The 15,878-nt window shown below is 64.2% G+C and carries 16 protein-coding genes, 1 tRNA gene and 1 other annotated feature; of the genes, 4 read left to right on the top strand and 13 right to left on the bottom strand.

Features of this window, described 5'->3' with window-relative positions; genetic code table 11:
• Positions 1-72 precede the first annotated feature (72 nt).
• The 11 genes from J9893_RS16475 to J9893_RS16425 all read right to left on the bottom strand — a co-directional run bounded on the left by J9893_RS16475 (position 73) and on the right by J9893_RS16425 (position 9,860).
• Positions 73-852: a DUF1365 domain-containing protein gene (locus J9893_RS16475; protein ID WP_042017709.1), complete on the bottom strand. Its 780-nt coding sequence runs from the start codon at positions 850-852 to the stop codon at positions 73-75.
• Entirely contained in the window at positions 849-2,108 is a 1,260-nt protein-coding gene (locus J9893_RS16470; protein ID WP_210601699.1) for an FAD-dependent oxidoreductase, read from the bottom strand. Before J9893_RS16470 ends, J9893_RS16475 begins: the two co-directional genes overlap by 4 nt.
• Complete coding sequence (locus J9893_RS16465) at positions 2,105-2,839, bottom strand: SDR family NAD(P)-dependent oxidoreductase (protein WP_210601700.1); 735 nt, start codon at positions 2,837-2,839, stop codon at positions 2,105-2,107. Before J9893_RS16465 ends, J9893_RS16470 begins: the two co-directional genes overlap by 4 nt.
• A complete protein-coding gene (locus J9893_RS16460) occupies positions 2,836-3,264 on the bottom strand; it encodes a nuclear transport factor 2 family protein (RefSeq protein ID WP_210601701.1) in 429 nt (142 codons plus the stop codon). Before J9893_RS16460 ends, J9893_RS16465 begins: the two co-directional genes overlap by 4 nt.
• A 1-nt stretch (position 3,265) precedes the next feature.
• Complete coding sequence (gene phrB, locus J9893_RS16455) at positions 3,266-4,690, bottom strand: deoxyribodipyrimidine photo-lyase (RefSeq protein ID WP_202041094.1); 1,425 nt, start codon at positions 4,688-4,690, stop codon at positions 3,266-3,268.
• Positions 4,687-5,574: a MerR family transcriptional regulator gene (locus tag J9893_RS16450; protein ID WP_111896709.1), complete on the bottom strand. Its 888-nt coding sequence runs from the start codon at positions 5,572-5,574 to the stop codon at positions 4,687-4,689. Before J9893_RS16450 ends, phrB begins: the two co-directional genes overlap by 4 nt.
• 139 nt (positions 5,575-5,713) lie before the next feature.
• Positions 5,714-6,658: a DUF523 and DUF1722 domain-containing protein gene (locus tag J9893_RS16445; RefSeq protein WP_010673317.1), complete on the bottom strand. Its 945-nt coding sequence runs from the start codon at positions 6,656-6,658 to the stop codon at positions 5,714-5,716.
• A gap of 173 nt (positions 6,659-6,831) precedes the next feature.
• On the bottom strand, positions 6,832-7,461 hold the full coding sequence (locus J9893_RS16440; protein WP_210601702.1) for an autotransporter outer membrane beta-barrel domain-containing protein: 630 nt from the start codon (positions 7,459-7,461) through the stop codon (positions 6,832-6,834).
• Between the two features lie 178 nt (positions 7,462-7,639).
• Positions 7,640-8,194, bottom strand: coding sequence for a DUF3157 family protein (locus J9893_RS16435; protein ID WP_210601703.1), 555 nt, complete (start codon positions 8,192-8,194; stop codon positions 7,640-7,642).
• An 88-nt stretch (positions 8,195-8,282) separates the two neighbouring features.
• Entirely contained in the window at positions 8,283-9,113 is an 831-nt protein-coding gene (locus J9893_RS16430) for a hypothetical protein (RefSeq protein ID WP_069651771.1), read from the bottom strand.
• 147 nt (positions 9,114-9,260) lie between these two features.
• On the bottom strand, positions 9,261-9,860 hold the full coding sequence (locus tag J9893_RS16425; protein WP_210601718.1) for an HAD family phosphatase: 600 nt from the start codon (positions 9,858-9,860) through the stop codon (positions 9,261-9,263).
• 191 nt (positions 9,861-10,051) lie between these two features.
• Positions 10,052-10,185: a sequence feature (Phe leader region), on the top strand.
• A gap of 38 nt (positions 10,186-10,223) precedes the next feature.
• Here J9893_RS16425 and pheA point away from each other — a divergent pair.
• On the top strand, positions 10,224-11,396 hold the full coding sequence (gene pheA, locus J9893_RS16420; protein ID WP_010673312.1) for a prephenate dehydratase: 1,173 nt from the start codon (positions 10,224-10,226) through the stop codon (positions 11,394-11,396).
• Positions 11,397-11,976: 580 nt separating this feature from the next.
• Here pheA and J9893_RS16415 read toward each other — a convergent pair.
• Positions 11,977-12,402, bottom strand: a complete 426-nt coding sequence (locus tag J9893_RS16415; RefSeq protein ID WP_010673311.1) for an LPP20 family lipoprotein — start codon at positions 12,400-12,402, stop codon at positions 11,977-11,979.
• An 88-nt stretch (positions 12,403-12,490) separates the two neighbouring features.
• Positions 12,491-13,111, bottom strand: coding sequence for a FlgO family outer membrane protein (locus J9893_RS16410; RefSeq protein ID WP_010673310.1), 621 nt, complete (start codon positions 13,109-13,111; stop codon positions 12,491-12,493).
• A 265-nt stretch (positions 13,112-13,376) separates the two neighbouring features.
• On the opposite strand from J9893_RS16410, the gene J9893_RS16405 reads away from it, so the two are divergent.
• The 3 genes from J9893_RS16405 (at position 13,377) to ppk2 (ending at position 15,744) form a co-directional block, all read left to right on the top strand.
• Positions 13,377-14,528 carry a flagellar assembly protein FlgT gene (locus tag J9893_RS16405; protein WP_039041370.1) on the top strand — a complete coding sequence of 384 codons (1,152 nt, stop codon included), beginning with the start codon at positions 13,377-13,379 and terminating at the stop codon, positions 14,526-14,528.
• Positions 14,529-14,578: 50 nt separating this feature from the next.
• Positions 14,579-14,655, top strand: a tRNA-Arg gene (locus J9893_RS16400).
• Between the two features lie 264 nt (positions 14,656-14,919).
• Entirely contained in the window at positions 14,920-15,744 is an 825-nt protein-coding gene (gene ppk2, locus J9893_RS16395) for a polyphosphate kinase 2 (RefSeq protein ID WP_210601704.1), read from the top strand.
• Positions 15,745-15,878 lie beyond the last annotated feature (134 nt).

Raw genomic sequence — 15,878 nt, 5'->3', positions numbered from 1 at the left:
TTCGGTTGGGATGAACCCGCACCATGGGCTGCTGACAACACCTGGAAGCGGAATTAAACGGGTGTATCAGCGTCACGGGCGGCTCTCCGGATGGGTGAAGACGGGGGTGCGTTTGATAAAAAGGCGCAGGGCCTGCCAGTAGATCCCGAGCAGCACCTTCAGGGTCATCCAGGGCCAGCGAGCCAGCAGCGCCGCCAGCCCCTTGCGCGACAGCGGCGCGCGGCGCAGGGCCAGGGTGGCGTCAAACAGCTTGCTCTCACCGGATACGGGGTGGCTCTCGATATGGATCAGCGCCTCCTCTTTCGGCGCCCGGATGCGCCAGTGGTAGCGCATCCCCAGTCCCATGAAGGGGGAGACATGAAAATCCTTGTCATGGGGGGAGAGCGCCGCCAGATCCAGCAGGTAGTAGTGACGCTCGTTCCAGGGGGTATTGGAGACCTCAGCCAGCAGGTAGCGGGTCTCCCCCGCCCGATCGCAGAAGTAGAAATTGACCGGGCTGAAATAAAACCCGAGGCAGCGCACGTTGCCAAGGAGCAGCACCCGCCCGCCGGGCTCCGCATCCCCTCCAAGGGCCGCCACCTTGTCCCAGACCGCCTGCTTGAGGGGCCCTTCGCTGCCCCGCAGATAGTCCTCGCGGCGAAACGAGAGCAGTCCGGCCCGCTCCACGGCAAACCAGCGCCCCTGCTCAAGCCCGGGCAGTTCGTCCAGATCCAGCCCCAGCATGAAGAGGCTGTATGAAAAAGCGTGGGCCCTGGGGGCGAAGCGGCGGTGGCGCACCGAGCCTTGCCAGATGGCGCTGATCCCCTCCCCCATTCCCTCGTCCCCTTGCGTCAAGGCTGCGGCGCCGCTCATAGCTCGGCCCCGAAGCGTCTGGCCACGTCCAGGGCGCTGCGCACCCCGTCCTCGTGAAAACCGTTGTACCAGTAAGCCCCGCAGAAGTGGGTATGCTGATGGCCACAGATCTCGCCCCGTCGCTGCTGGGCGGCGATGGAGCCCTGATTGAATACCGGATGATGATAGACGAAACGGCGCAACACCTTGCTCTCGTCCACCCGTCCACGGGGATTGAGGCTGACGCAGAAGGGCGCGGGGGAGCTTACCCCCTGCAGGATGTTCATGTTGTAGCTCACCAGGGGGCGCGCCCCGTCATCCTCACCGAGCTGGTAGTTCCAGCTCGCCCACGCCTTGCGGCGCATCGGCAGGCAGGAGGCGTCGGTGTGCAGCCAGACGTCGTTGGCCTGATAGGGCATGTTCCCGAGGATGGCCCTCTCTCCCTCGCTCGCATCCGCCAGCAGGGCCAGGGCCTGATCGCTGTGACAGGCGAAGATCACCTCGTCAAAATGGGCCTCCTGCCCCTGGCTGGTGACCACGACGCCATCCGCCACCCGGCGCACCGCCTCCACCGGGGTAGCGAGGCGGATGCGCGACTGCCAGCCCGCCGTGAGCGGCCCTATGTACTCTCGCGAGCCACCCGGGATCACATACCACTGGGGCCGGTTCGCCACCTCCAGCAGCCCGTGGTTGGCGAAAAACCGCAGGAAGAAGCTCAAGGGGAAGGCACGCATGTCCGCCAGGGTGGAGGACCAGATGGCCGCTCCCATGGGCAGGATGTAGTGGCGGGCGAAATAGTCGCTGAATTTCCCCGCCTGCAGGAAGTCCCCCAGGGTCAGCTCGGGGGTCAGCTCCCGCTGGCGATGCGCGGCCAGCCAGGCCCGCGCCTCCCGGTTGAAGCGCAGTATCTCGGCGACGAAGCGATAGAAGCGCGGGCTCAGCAGATTGCGGCGCCGGGCGAACAGGGTATCGAGGTTGTGACCGTTGTACTCCATCCCCTCGGGACTCTTGACCGAGAAGCTCATCTCGGCGGGTTGGCGCCCCACCCCGATGCGCTCCAGCAATTTGAGGAAGTTGGGATAGGTGCGGTCATTGAAGACGATGAAGCCGGTGTCGATGGCATAGTGGCGCCCAGCCTGTTCCACCTCCACGGTGGCGGTGTGGCCTCCCAGGGTCGGCGCCGCCTCGAACAGGGTGATGTCATGCAGCTTGTGGAGCAGAAAACCGGCGGTGAGACCGGAGATACCGGAGCCGACGATGGCGATCTTTTTCTTCATGAAGGGCGTCCTTTCGAAACGAGTGTGCGGCCAAGGCGCAGCCAGAGCCCTGTCGGCAGGGCGCCGAGCAGGCGCAGCAGCCAGATGAAGCGACGGGGAAAGTGGATCTGGTGGCGACCGGCGGCAAGCCCCGTCATGATGGCGCGGGAAGCCTCTTCCACCGTCACCAGGCAGGGCATGGGAAAATCATTCTTGTCGGTGAGCGGCGTCTGCACGAAGCCCGGGCGGATCAGGGTCACCCCGATGCCCTTGCTGGCCAGATCCAGGCGCAACGTATCCGCCAGATAATCGAGGGCCGCCTTGGAGGCGCCATAGGCCTCCGCCCGTGGCAGGGGCAGCCAGCTCACCGAGGAGCTGACGATGGCAAGCCGTCCACCTGCCCCCAGCCGCGGCAGCAAGGCGGCCAGGGCGTTGCCGGTGGCGATGAGGTTGGTCTCGATGACCCGGGCAAACAGGGCGCCGTCAAAGCCTTCTGCCGGATCCATGTATTCACAGTTGCCCGCATTGAGGATGAGCAGGTCGAGGACGGGCAGGCTCGCGGCCACCCCGGCCATGGCGGCGCTGTCGCGCGCATCGAATCGCAAAGGGGTGATCCCCAGCTCGGCCAGTGCCTGCAAGCGCACCTCGTCACGGCCACAACCCCACACCTGCCAGCCGGCGCGCCGATAATCCAGCGCCAGCTGGCGGCCGATGCCCGAGGTGGCCCCGGTGATCAGCACCCGGCCGCTCATGTCCCCAGCCTCCCCTTGATGGCCCGTACCACGGGCCCCAGCAGCGGCAACTGCTCGTAGAGCATGGCCCCGAGATCGAAGTAGTCCCGGTGCAGGCACACCTTACCCCAGGAGTCGAACGTCAGCCGGGTGGCCCCCTCCACCCTGACGGCCTGGCCACCGGCAATCCTGGGGTGGGAAAAGGTCATGACCCAGGCGAGCCAGGCTTCGTTGCCCGACTGCTGCTGACTCGTTATCTCGAAACTGCACTGGGCAAGGCGCTCATAAAGGGAGGAAAAGTAGCGGGTGAGCGCGGCCAGCCCCTCTATCCGGTGCGCAGGATCGATGAAGAGCACCTCATCGGCATAGACCTCCGGCAAGCGGTGCAACTGATGCTTGTCCAGTTGCAGATAGAGGATGACAAAGCGGGCCAGCGCGTCATTCATGCTAGTTTTTCTCCAGTTCGCGGAACATCTCGATGGCCCTCACCCGTGCAACGGCATGATCCACCATGGGGGCCGGATAATCCTGCCGCCCCTTGAGCCGCAACCAGTCGTGGGGCTCGTGGAGATAGGCAGCAGGCACATCCGCCAGCTCAGTGACCCAGGTACGAATGAACTCCCCTTGTGGATCAAATCGTTGCCCCTGGGTGGTGGGGTTGAAGACCCGGAAATAGGGCGCCGCATCGGCCCCGGTCCCCGCCGCCCACTGCCAGCCACCATTGTTGGCCGCCAGATCCCCGTCGATGAGCCGACTCATGAAGTAGTCCTCCCCGAGCCGCCAGTGGATGTGGAGATCCTTGGTGAGGAAGCTCGCCACTATCATCCGCAGCCGGTTGTGCATCCAGCCCGTGGCGTTGAGGCAGCGCATGGCCGCATCCACCACGGGGTAACCGGTGCGCCCCTCGCACCAGGCGGCGAAGGCATCCGGATCCCAGCTCCACGGCAGGGCCGCCGTCTCCGGCTTGAAGGGGCGGTTCATGGAGAGGCTCGGGATCAGCACCAGCAAGTGGCGGTAGAACTCGCGCCAGATGAGCTCGTTGAGCCAGACAAAACCGGGTTGTGCCTTCGACTGGGGCCGGTAGCCGAGACGCTGCTGCAGCGCCCCCACGCACTGGCGGGCACTGATGATGCCCGCCGCCAGATAGGGGGAGAGCACGGAGGTGCCCGCCAGCGCCGGAAAGTCCCGGGTCTCGCCGTAATCGAGCACCGCCTGATCCAGAAAAGCGTGCAACCGGCGGCTCGCCTCGGCCTCCCCCACCGGCCAGCGGGTGTCCGGCGTCAGATCCCCCAGCCCGTCGTCCACCCACTCCCGCTCGGCCAGGGGCAGCCACGGCAACGGCTCGCTGCGCTGTGCGGGGGCACGGTGAATGACGAAGCCATCCTCCTCGAGAGCCTTGAGCCAGGCGCGGCTGAAGGGGGTGAAGACCTTGAACATCTCCCCCGACCCGGTCAGCACCCGACCGGGCGGCAGCACGCAGCAGCCGTTGAACCAGTGGCTGGTCAGGCCCTGCTCCCCCAGCGCGGCGCTGACGGCGTGGTCGCGGCGCAGCTCGTCAATCTCGATGGCCTGGTTGGCGTAGAGCTGGCTCACCCCGAGCTCCCGGCAGAGCGCCGTCAGCGCCGTCGGCACCTCGGCAAAGGTCTCGACCCGCAGCAGATGAAGCGGAATGCCGAGCGCCGCCAGCTCGCGGCCCATGGCATCCACCTGTGCCAGCATGAAGCGCTGGCGGACCGGGGCCAGCTTGTGCGTCTGCCACTGGGTCGGCGAGACGATGAAGAGTGCGGCGACCGGTTCATCTCCGGCGCAGGCGTGGCGCAGGGCCGGGTTGTCGGCCAGACGCAGATCGTTGCGAAACCAGACCAGCCTCATGACGGTGTTCTCCCGCCCTTGCCCTTCGCCTTGGCAGTGCGGGGCGTCGCACTGACCTCTGCCAGGGTGGCGTGCCAGTTGCGGGCACGCCGCCACGGCTCATCGTAGAGGCGTCCCAGCTCGCCAAAGAAGCGGGTGCCCTCAGGCCATTCGGCGGCCTGGTCCTGCTTGCCGAGCCCGGCCCCCAGCAGGATCAGCCAGGGGGGAGTGGCGCGCCCCTCCAGCAAGGTGGCATGGCGGGGCTCCACCGCCCCCAGCAGTTGCACCTCATATCCCTGACCGATGAGCTCATACGCAGCCCAGACCAGATCCAGCGGCCCCACCTGCCCCCAGCTTGCCAGGGTGACGGGGACGCCCTTCTCCTGCTCGATGAGGTGGCGGGCGAAGCGGGTATGCAGCCAGCCGAGCCACACCTGTTGCAGCAACTCGCCATCGGGGCGCTCGCGCCACAGCCCCAGCAGCCGCTCCACCAGGGGTTGCAGCACCCGGCTGCGCACCAGCTCGAAGGGGTAGCTCGCCAGCAGATCGCCAAGCTCGGCCTCCGCCTTGCGCTGGTTGAAAGCGAGCAGCGCCTGGCTGAACTGCTCCAGGGTCTGCTGCCAGTGATCGCTCACCGGCGCACTCTGGGGCTCGCTCAGCAGCCCCTTCACCTGACCTATGCTCACCCCCCGCTCCAGCCAGCTCAGGATCTCGCCTATCTGGCGGATATCCTGCTCGCTGTAGAGGCGATGGCCCTTCTCGGTTCGGGCCGGTTGCACCAGCCCGTAACGGCGCTGCCAGGCGCGCAGGGTGACGGCGTTGACACCGGTGAGGCGGGAGACCTCGCGAATGGGGTAGACGCCCTCGTCGGGGAGAGGCGCGGCTGCTTGTGATTCATCAGACATGAGAGAGTCCATCAGACGTTGGGAAGAGGCCCCGGTCATCCACCGGGGCCTGCACAGGGTGTTCAGAGCCCGTAGCGTAGCTTGAGCGTGTCGGGATGAAGGTCGAGGTAGGCCTGATCGGCCAAATCCAGCCACACCTTCACAGCCCGTAACGCAATTTCAGCGTGTCGGGATGAGGATTGAGGTACACCTGCTCGGCGAGATAGGGGTTGGGGTACTCGCGCAGGTAGTGGCGGATCAGGGTAAGGGGCACCAGCAACGGGAAGACCCCGGTGCGGTACTTGTCGATGGTGTCGCACAGCTCCTGCTTCTGGGCCGGGGTCAGCACCCGCTTGAAGTAGCCCTGCAGGTGCATCAGCACATTGGTGTGGCTGCGGCGGTTGGCGCGAAGAGTCAGCGCCGCCATCAACCCCTGGATGTAGCTGTCGGCCACCTCCTGCAAGTTGGCCTTGCCAAGGTTGGCGAGCAGGCGCCCCAGCGCCCGGTAGTGGGTGGTGGCGTGGGAGAGCACCAGGTACTTGTAGCGTGAATGGAAGCGGATCAGGGCTGAGGCGGTGATCCCCCGGGCGCAGAGCTGCTGCCAGTCGTGGTAGGCGAAGACCCGCAGCACGAAGTTCTCCCGCAGGATGGGGTCGCACAGGCGGCCATCTTCCTCCACCGGCAGCAGGGGGTTGGCCTCCATCAGCGCTTTGGCGAAAAGGCCGACACCCTCCTTGGCGCTCCCCTCGTTGTTGGCGCCATAGATGCGCACCCGCTCCATGCCGCAGCTGGGGGACTTGGCGCAGAGGATGTAGCCGGAGAGGAAGTCGAGCTGGCGTGCCTTCTGCTCGCTGAAGGCAATCAGCTTGTCGGTGACGTCGAAGCTGCCGTTGCTTGCCTCGGCCCGCACCTCGCCCTGGCGCTTCACCAGCCGGATGGCGGCGCGGGGTGCACCCAGGCCAATGGCCATCTCGGGGCAGACGGGGTGATAGTCGAAATGGGCGCCCAGATCCCGTTCGCAGAAACTGGATCGTTTGTGGCCCCCGTCGAAGCGCACTTCCTGGCCGAGCAGACAGGCACTGATACCGACCTTGATCTTGTACATGATGAAGCCCCTTGTATAAGCCTTGAGTAAGTTATAGCAGTTATACAAAAAATTGGAAGCTGTATAACTATTGCGAACTGATACGGCCAGGGGGCGGCGGGCGGATCAGCCCCCATAAAAAAAACCCATGACCGAAGTCATGGGTAAAGGTGAAGACCCTGCAGGAAGGATGATCAGAAGCTGTATTTCACACCCAGGCTGGAGATGGAGCCTTTTTGCAGATCCCAGTTGCGATAGGTGTAGTCGGCGGTGAGGGCCAGGTTCTGGGTCAGCTTGTACGCCGCCCCCGCCTTGAAGTCGTGCATGTCGTCGGTCATGTTGGCGTAGCGATAGCCGGTGGAGAGCTCGACGGCGCCGATGTCGTAGCGCAGACCCACTTCTCCGTAGAGGCTGCCGCTCTTCTTGCGGGCCAGGGTATCCCAACCGGAGTGGTTCACGTCGGAAGCCAGCTCCCGTTCCAGGCTGTAGCCCATCAGGCCGGTTTCACCGTAGAGGTTCAGGCCGGTGCTGAGGGGGGTGTAGACACCCATCCCCAGGCTGGAGATGGCCATGCTGTCGTTGCCGCTGCTGCGGGAGGTGTATTCGCTGCCGATCCGGCCATAGACATTGCTGGTGAAGCTCTTGGAGAGATCCAGGCTCAGGCCGCCGAAGTCGCGGTTCTCCCCATCCTTGCCACCGATGTAGTCAGACTTGGTGTGGGCCAAGGTGGCAGAGCCCTTGGCATAGCTGAAGGCATCTTGCGCCAGGACGGAGGTGGAAGAGAGACCGGCCAGAACCAGAACAGACAGTGCGATCTTTTGCATTTTGTTGACTCCATGGGTTGAGTTAGGCGGACCTAACTGGAATGGAGCCATTGTGACGGGCAAAGGGGGCAACGCCGAGGAGCAAGCTGTTGCCAAACCATGTCAGATGTAAGCGGATATTGCTGGCGGTTACCGGTGCAACACTCTGCGGGGGAGCGAGGGCTCCCCCGCCGTCATCCTAGCGGAACTCCACCTCGTCGATCTGCACCCGCACCAGCGGCTTGCCGGTGAGGCCGGCGGGTCGTGCCAGCTCGATGGCCCGGGAGGCGCGTGCCTCCCCCTTGCGCAGGTAGGAGTCAGGCAGGCGGTTCTCCCCGACCCAGAAGCGCACGGGTTCGGTCGAGAGCTGCACCCCGTCGGCGCTGAACAGGGTCAGGCTGCCGTTGACGCGCACCACGTTGCGACTGCCGGTGTTGCTCACCACGAACTGCAGGCTGAGGGGATCGTCCCCCGCCACCTGGTCCAGCTTCACCGTGATGCCGTCCCGGGTCGCCTGGGAGAGCAAGTCGGGATGGGCCATGGCCTGCTCGGTCAGCACCGGGGCCGCGACACTCGCCGTCACTGCCTGACCGGCTACCGTGGCTGCCGGCTTGACCAGCAGGTATTCCCAGGTGAAATCGTCATTGAGTTGCACCTGGCGACCATCCGGCAAGGTGATCTGGTGCAGGGAAGCCGCCTCGGCCAGCAGAGGGCACAGACAGAGAGCGACCAGCAGTCGGGAGAGGGGTTTCATGGGCAGGCACTCGATAAAGGATGCGAAGGGGGCAGTATAAAGAGTCGTGCCCTCCTTGCCTATGACCCCCCTCACGTTACGCCCCGGATCAGATGACCAGGGGGTGGGGATCCTCCAGCGTGGCCAGATCCAGGGTCACCAGATCGAACTGGGCACTCCTGAGGGCCTTCTGGATGGTGGGCTGCATGTCGAACACCAGGGCCCGCAGCCGTTCGGGCACCCGGATCCTCGCAAGGGTGGTGACCCTGTCACCCAGGGTATGGAAGAAGACCTGGGCTCCCCCCAGCCCCATGTCCACCAGCATCTGCTCGGCCATGTCGACCATCCGCAGGTGCCGCCTGTCTAGGGAGGTCATATCGACAAAGCGCCGGCTCAGGCAGGCCTCCCCCACGTCTCCCCAGAGCGCCAGTTGCCGCTTGTGAAAGCCGTAGCGAAAATCCCGGTTGGTCATCCCCTGCTCGGCAAAGATCCAGAGGGTGTTGGCGGGCAGGCTGTGGAATCGGCGCAGGTACTCCCGCTTCTCCTCCACCGAGGCCGACATCAGCAGCGGCGGGCCCTCTTCATGTTCGAGCTGCTGGCAGAGGTAGCGCACCGGGTCGGTCACCTCGGCGAGGTGGCCCAGGTGCGCGCTGAAGATCATCTCGTCGGTCTTGAGCACCTGATGGGGGATGCCGTAGTGCCGGCAGTAGCGCTGTGCCCTGGCCACCGACTGGCGGCTGAGGGTGGGGTTGTCCAGGGTGATGGCGCGAAATCGCACCCCGCTGGCCCGGCACAGATCCATGCTGTAGCAGGATTCCAGTCGGCCGGAGAAGGAGACAAGCAGTTCGCTGTAACCGGCCAGGATGTTGATGAGCCTCTGTTCCCTGGCTTGAAAGGTCTGATCGTATCCCCGATGCAGCGCAACGACATTGGCATCCATAACAACAACTCCGGATGATGAACTGGATACCAGTTTGCCCGCACCAAGCTGAATATACACTTAAAGAGCATGGATAAAGCTGTACGTTATTTGCCCTCAATCAAGGTTTTGCACACTTTTTTCGCTGCGAAGCGAAACTGGCTCTCCTCAGGCAGGCAACAACCCCTGAGCGATCAGATACGCCCGGCACCGGGCCGGATCGGTGAAGATCAGCCCCCGCAGACCGAGCGCCTCGGCCGCCGCCACGTTGGCCGGGCTGTCGTCGATAAAGAGGCACTCCCCAGCCTTGAGGTCGAACGACACCAGCAGATAGCGGTAGATGTCGGGCTCGGGTTTGAGCATCCGCACCCGGGCCGACACCACCTTGCCGCTGAAGAAGCGCCAGAAGGACTGATGCTGCTCCAGCCAGTCGATGCTGGCGTGCCCCATGTTGGAGAGGGCATAGAGGGGGTGGCCTGCACCGTGCAGTTCTTCGATGAGCGCCACCATGGCAGGATCCGGCACAAGGGAGGACGGCACCGCCTGCAAGATGGCCAGATTCTCCGCCATCGACAGGCCGATGCGCCCCTGCGCCTGACGGGCCATGGTGTGCAGGGAGAGGGTCCCCCTGTCCACCTCCAGCCAGTCCGGGTGGTTGAACAGCTGCTCCGCGATCGCAGTCGCCCCCTCGGGTCCGCGCACCCCACTCACTATGGCCACCGGATCCCAGCGCACCACCACCCTGCCCAGATCGAAGATCACCGCCATCGTCTCGTCCCCTCTATGTGTTGTTGCCACGGATGTGGTCACGGCGGTTGCCATAAACAGGGACCAGAACGACGCTCACTCTCCCCCGGCAACCCGAGCCACCACCCTGCCCCGTTCAACGCCCCCGGGCAAGTTTTACTTGCATCGCACCGCCAAATCCCTTAATGGTTATGGCGTTACATTCAGGACACGCCCATGAACACACCATTCTTCTTTGTTTTCTCGTTTACCCGGCCCACATGAGGGAAGGCCCGTCGTCACGTGAACCATTCGCGTAAACAGAAACCAAAGACGAATCGAGCCTCCCCAGCGGAGGCTTTTTTTTGCACCACACACCACAGAATCACTGGATAGGGAACCACCATGGCAACGCTCGACGAGATCAGACACGACATCACCCAGTTGGATCAGGAGCTGCTCGCCCTGCTGGCCAAACGCAAGACCCTCAGCATCGAGGTCGCCCGCGCCAAGCAGGCCAATCCCCGTCCCATCCGTGACCACCAGCGCGAGCAGGACTTGCTGGTCGCCCTGATCCAGAAAGGGCGCGCCCTCGGACTGGATGCCCAGTACATCACCCGCATCTACCACACCATCATCGAAGACTCCGTGCTCTCCCAGCAGGCCTACCTGCAGAGCCTGCTCAACCCCCAGCAGCAGGAGCCCATGACCAGCGTTGCCTACCTGGGACCACGCGGCTCCTACTCGAGCCTGGCCGCCCGCAAGTACCTGGCCCGCTACAAGGATCAGGTGATCGAGGTGAACTGCCAGAACTTCCGCGAGGTGCTGGACACGGTGGAGTCGGGCCGCGCCGCCTTCGGGGTGCTGCCCATCGAGAACACCAGCTCGGGCTCCATCAACGAGGTGTACGACGTGATGCAGCACACCACCCTCTCAATCGTGGGTGAGCTCACCTATCCCATCGAGCACTGCATCCTCACCGCCGTGCCCACCGAGATCGAACGCATCAAGACCTTCTACGCCCATCCCCAGGTGTTCCAGCAGTGCTCCCATTACCTCAGCAAGCTGGAAGGGGCGCGCCACGAGATCTGCGACTCCTCCTCCAGCGCCATGATGAAGGTCAAGGAGCTGGCAAGCCCGGAAGCGGCGGCCATCGGCAGCGCCGCCGGCGGCGAGCTCTATGGCCTGGACGTGCTGGCCGAGCAGCTCGCCAACCAGAAGGAGAACTACAGCCGCTTCATAGTCGTGGCGCGCAAGCCCATCGACGTGGCGCCCCAGATCCCGGCCAAGACCACCCTCATCATGTCCACCTCCCAGAAGCCGGGCTCCCTGGTGGAGGCGCTGCTGGTGCTGCGCAGCCACGAGATCAACATGACCAAGCTGGAATCCCGTCCGGTGCAGGGCAACCCCTGGGAGGAGATGTTCTACCTGGATGTCTCCGCCAACCTGCAGACCCCGGCCATGCAGGCCGCCCTGCTGGAGCTGACCAAGATCACCCGCTACATCAAGGTGCTGGGCTGCTACCCGAGTGAAGACGTCAAGCCGACCGCCGTGCCGCCCGTCTTGATGGGAAGCTGATGGGGAGCGGATCCCGCCCCTGCCACACAAAGGCGAGCCCCGGCTCGCCTTTGTGCTCTATGCGCCCTCCCCGTGAGACGCGGCCCAGTCCCGCCCTTCCCTTCCGGCGTTAAACCGCCCTCCACCCCCTTCCTCGTGGACCCGGGATCCTGGCGCTGCTGTCTTTCCACTCACCATCAGGCCATCTTCCTCCCGTTGCGGCCCCCTTTTGCCGCCTGCCGGGCCTTTCTATCGTTTGGCTTTATTTAACGACATGGCTATATCGTTAGATTTCCCTAAACAAAAAAGGCCGACATTCCGGCGCCCGGGCGCCTCTTGTACTACCTCAGCCCCCTTTTTCCTCGCCACAGGCCGGATCCCGCCCGGCCATCAACTCCGTTTCTCCTGCCGAAGACCAGTTCCCCACCAAGACGCCAACCCCGGTTATCCTCCCCAGGCCCAATGCAGTCCAACGCGCCAACCCCGGTTATTCCCCGCAGATCCGAGCCCCTTCCCGACCAAACAAAAAGGCGAGCCTGCGCTCGCCTTTGTCTGTGCCGTGATGATCGCCGGGCTCATGCCGGCGCCCCCCGGACCCGCCCTAGAACTGGCCCGCCATCAGCTGGTTCAGGTGATAGAGGTTGCGGGTGTCGAGCTCCAGCTCGGTGGCATAGGTGTTGCCACGGGGATAGGTCGCCACCACCCGGGCACCGCGCACCATACCCGCCACCGACACATCCAGGGAGTTGGAGGTCTGGGTCAGGTCCTTGTAGCTGCTCTGGCCGCGCACCTGCTGGCCGTTGAGCTGCTCCGCCAGCTCCCGGTAGGCGTCCATCTTGGAGGCGCGGATCGCCTGCAACATCTTCTCGGACTGGGAGGGACCGGGCTGGATGTCGATCACCGCATACCCCACCGCCTTGAGCACCGGGAAATCATCGGGCTTCTCGCCCACGTCATAGTTCACCACCCGGTTGCCACTGCACGCCGTCAGCAACATGGCCATCAGGCAACCCAACAAGATTTTCATCGCTGTTTCCCCGTTTTCCTGTTCACCACACCCGATGTTTCACGGCTCAATGTCAGCCAGCCCGCTTCACGCTTCATGACGCGCCACCTCAAGGGGTCAGGTTGACCAGATGGCCGGACGGGCTCTGGCCCCCCCGCATCAGGTAACCGCGATTGATGGAGGCCCGGCCAAAGGAGTTGCTGGCACCGGACAAATATTGTTTCGGGATCAGGCTCTGGGCCGTGGTCTCCACCATCTTGGTGCGCAGATCGATGATGCGGGCGTTGACCAGGATCCCCTGCTGATTGCGGCTGAAGGTGCCGGTCAGGATGCGGGAGATGGGCAGCCGGGACGAGAGATCCTTGTAGTTGCGGCTCATCACGAAATCCCCCTGCGGGGTCACCTGGATGTTGCCCGTGGTCTTGAAGTCCACCACCACCTCACCGCGCCGGTTCAGCTCGTAGATGAAGCTCTCCTCGATCTGCTGCCCCATCCAGTTGGTGTCCTTCAGGGTGTCGAGATCGACAAAGGAGGCGACCGCAATGGGCTCGGTCAGGGTCGTGAGGGACTTGCGCTCCATCAGCTGATCCGTCATGCGGGCCACCAGCCAGTTGAGCTCCATCCCCTTCGCCGCCTGGCGGGGGTCTCCCAGCTCCCGATTGATGGGGTCGGCCGACCCGCAACCGACCAATGCCAGCGCCACCGCCAGCACCGTGATAACTCTCTTCATGGATACCTTTCCTGTATCTGCACCTGACCTGTTATCGGTCGCAACCGCCAACACTTGAGGCGGGAATGCGCGCAGGATCCTCGATGATCCCCGGGCAAAGGCGCGCACTGTGCCACCGGAGCCTACCGCGCGTGCTCCGGCCAGGGAAGAAGGCATGGTTCTTGCTTTTATTTGGTCACCCGCTCCGGTGCAGACCGGATCTGTGTCCAGGATCCCTGACCCGCCCCACCGGCGGCAGCGGGGTCGCCCACTCAAGGTGTTTGTTATGAAAGTTTCGCTGCTGTTCACCCTGCTGCTGGCCAGCCTGTCGGCCAGGGCCGAACTTATCGAGGCCCAGGGCAGTGCCGCCATTCTGGGGGGCGACGAGGTCTACGCCCGCGAGCAGGCGACCCGGGATGCCCTGCGCCAGGCGCTGCTGGCCAGCGGTGCCTCCGTCTCCAGCATCCAGCGCCTGGAAAACGGCAGCCTGCGCTCCGAGCAGATCCAGATCCGCTCCGGCGGCGACATCCGCCAGTACCGCCTCAAGCGCGAAGAGGTGCGCAACGGCCGCATGTACATCACCCTCGTGGCCGACATCCAGGCGGAGCGGCAGATCTGCCAGACCCAGCACTACGCCAAGGATTTGACGCTGGTGCGTCTGCGCATGCGCTACCCGGACCAGGCGAGCACCGGTGCCCTGGACGACATGCCCGCCGATCTCTCCCGCCGGCTGTTTGAAACCCTGGCGACGACGCCCCAGGTGGTCGCACGCCAGTGGCTGGACGAGAACCTGCGCATCGACCCTCTCCATCTGCAACAGGGGGATCGCAGCGCCCTCGAGGAGATCAAGGCCCTGAGCCTGCGCACCGACAGCCAGTATCTGGTGCTCGGCAGCATCGACGACCTCTCCCTCGAGCCCCAGGGCAACGCCCTCACCAGCTGGTATGAGGATCCCGTGCGCAATTTCTCCATGCAGCTCTACCTGTTCGACGGCATCAACGGCAGCCTGCTCGGCCGCAAGGAGTACAAGGGCCGCGCCAACTGGACCTTCTCCAAGCGGGAACAGGTGGGCAGCAGCGGCGGCCAGTTCTGGCAGTCGAGCTTTGGCCAGGAGGTGGGCTACCAGTTGAAGGAGGCGGCCCAGGACATCGCCGCCGAACTCGCCTGTGCCCCCGTCACCGCCCGGATCGTGGCCCAGCACGAGCGCGGCCCCCACATCAACCTGGGCCGTCGCAACGGGGTCAAGCTCGGGGACCAGTTCCGGGTCCAGCACAGCGCCGACTTCGTCGACCCCTATGGCAAGTCCAGGGTGATGCGCAACCCCGCTGACGGTCTGTTCGAGGTGGTACAGGTGTTCGAGGATGGCGCCATCATCAGCAGTCAGAACAAATATTCGCCGTTCAATGTCCAAATCGGTGACCTGGCCGTATTGGAATAGGAATCAAGGGTTTAAAAGCACAATGCTTCTTGTATAATGCCCGCCACAAGGTTCCCGTAGCTCAGCAGGATAGAGCGGTCCCCTCCTAAGGGACAGGCCACTGGTTCGACTCCAGTCGGGAACGCCATACACAGCAAGGGGCTGGCATCGTCATGATGCCAGCCCCTTGTGCGTTTCTGCGCCATTTCCCCTGCATCCATGGCGGCCAGGTCCCGCCCCCCCCCCTCTTCAATGTCTCACTGCCACCAACAACCCCGCGAGCCCCACCAAAGATGATCCCGGCCATCCCCCGGTAGTTGCCACTCCCGGTGGCGGTACACCGTCATCTACCCTTGAAGGGCGCCGTCCTGCAGGACGGCCCTCCATTCGCCGAGACACAGAGAAGGACATCATGGGCAGCAAACGAAAATCCAGAACGGAAGAACCGGTCGTGGCCGAGGCGCAAAAGCCCCTTGGCAACAAGGTATACGAAAAGGCGCTGCGCCTCTTGCACGTGGAGCTGGTCAGGCTGCAGCAGTGGGTGGTGCACAAGGGGCTCAAGGTCTGCATCGTCTTCGAGGGGCGCGACGGGGCCGGCAAGGGGGGCACCATCAAGGCGATCACCGAGCGGGTCAGCCCCCGGGTCTTTCGGGTCGTCGCACTGCCCGCCCCCACGGAGCGGGAGAAGAGCCAGCTCTACTTCCAGCGCTACATCCCCCATCTGCCGGCGGCGGGGGAGATCGTCATCTTCGATCGCAGCTGGTACAACCGGGCCGGGGTGGAGCGCATCATGGGCTTTTGCAGCGAGGAGGCGAGCGACAAATTCCTGGCTGGCACCCCCATGGTGGAAAAAGCCCTGGTGGACTCTGGCATCATTCTGCTGAAGTACTGGCTGGAGGTGACCCCACAAGAGCAGGAGCGGCGGTTGCGTGATCGCATCGACGATGGCCGCAAGATCTGGAAGCTCTCCCCCATGGACATCAAGTCCTTCGATCGTTGGGATGACTACACCCGGGCGCGGGATGCCATGTTCATCGCCACCGACACCGCCTGGGCCCCCTGGTTCGTGGCCCACTCCGAGGACAAGAAACGGGTGCGCCTCAACATCATCTCCCACCTGCTGGCGCACATCCCCTACGAGGCGCTGCCGGCGGAGCCGGTGAAGCGGCCCAAGCGCAAGATAGGCAAAGTCAAACCATCGGAGCACCCGCTTCGCATCGTGCCAGCCCTCTTCTAGCCAGAGGGGGTGAGCCCTGGCTCACCCCCTTTCCCTTCCTGCCCCAAGGGACAACCGGCGCTGCCGGTATCATCCAATGGCTTGTTGTTGCTCACGTTTTCCCGTTTGCCTCCCCTATACTTCAGCGACATTCA

Source organism: Aeromonas sp. MaB10011B, assembly GCF_017939325.1.
Taxonomy (GTDB): domain Bacteria; phylum Pseudomonadota; class Gammaproteobacteria; order Enterobacterales; family Aeromonadaceae; genus Aeromonas; species Aeromonas caviae.
This window is presented reverse-complemented; position numbering and strand designations above follow the sequence as displayed.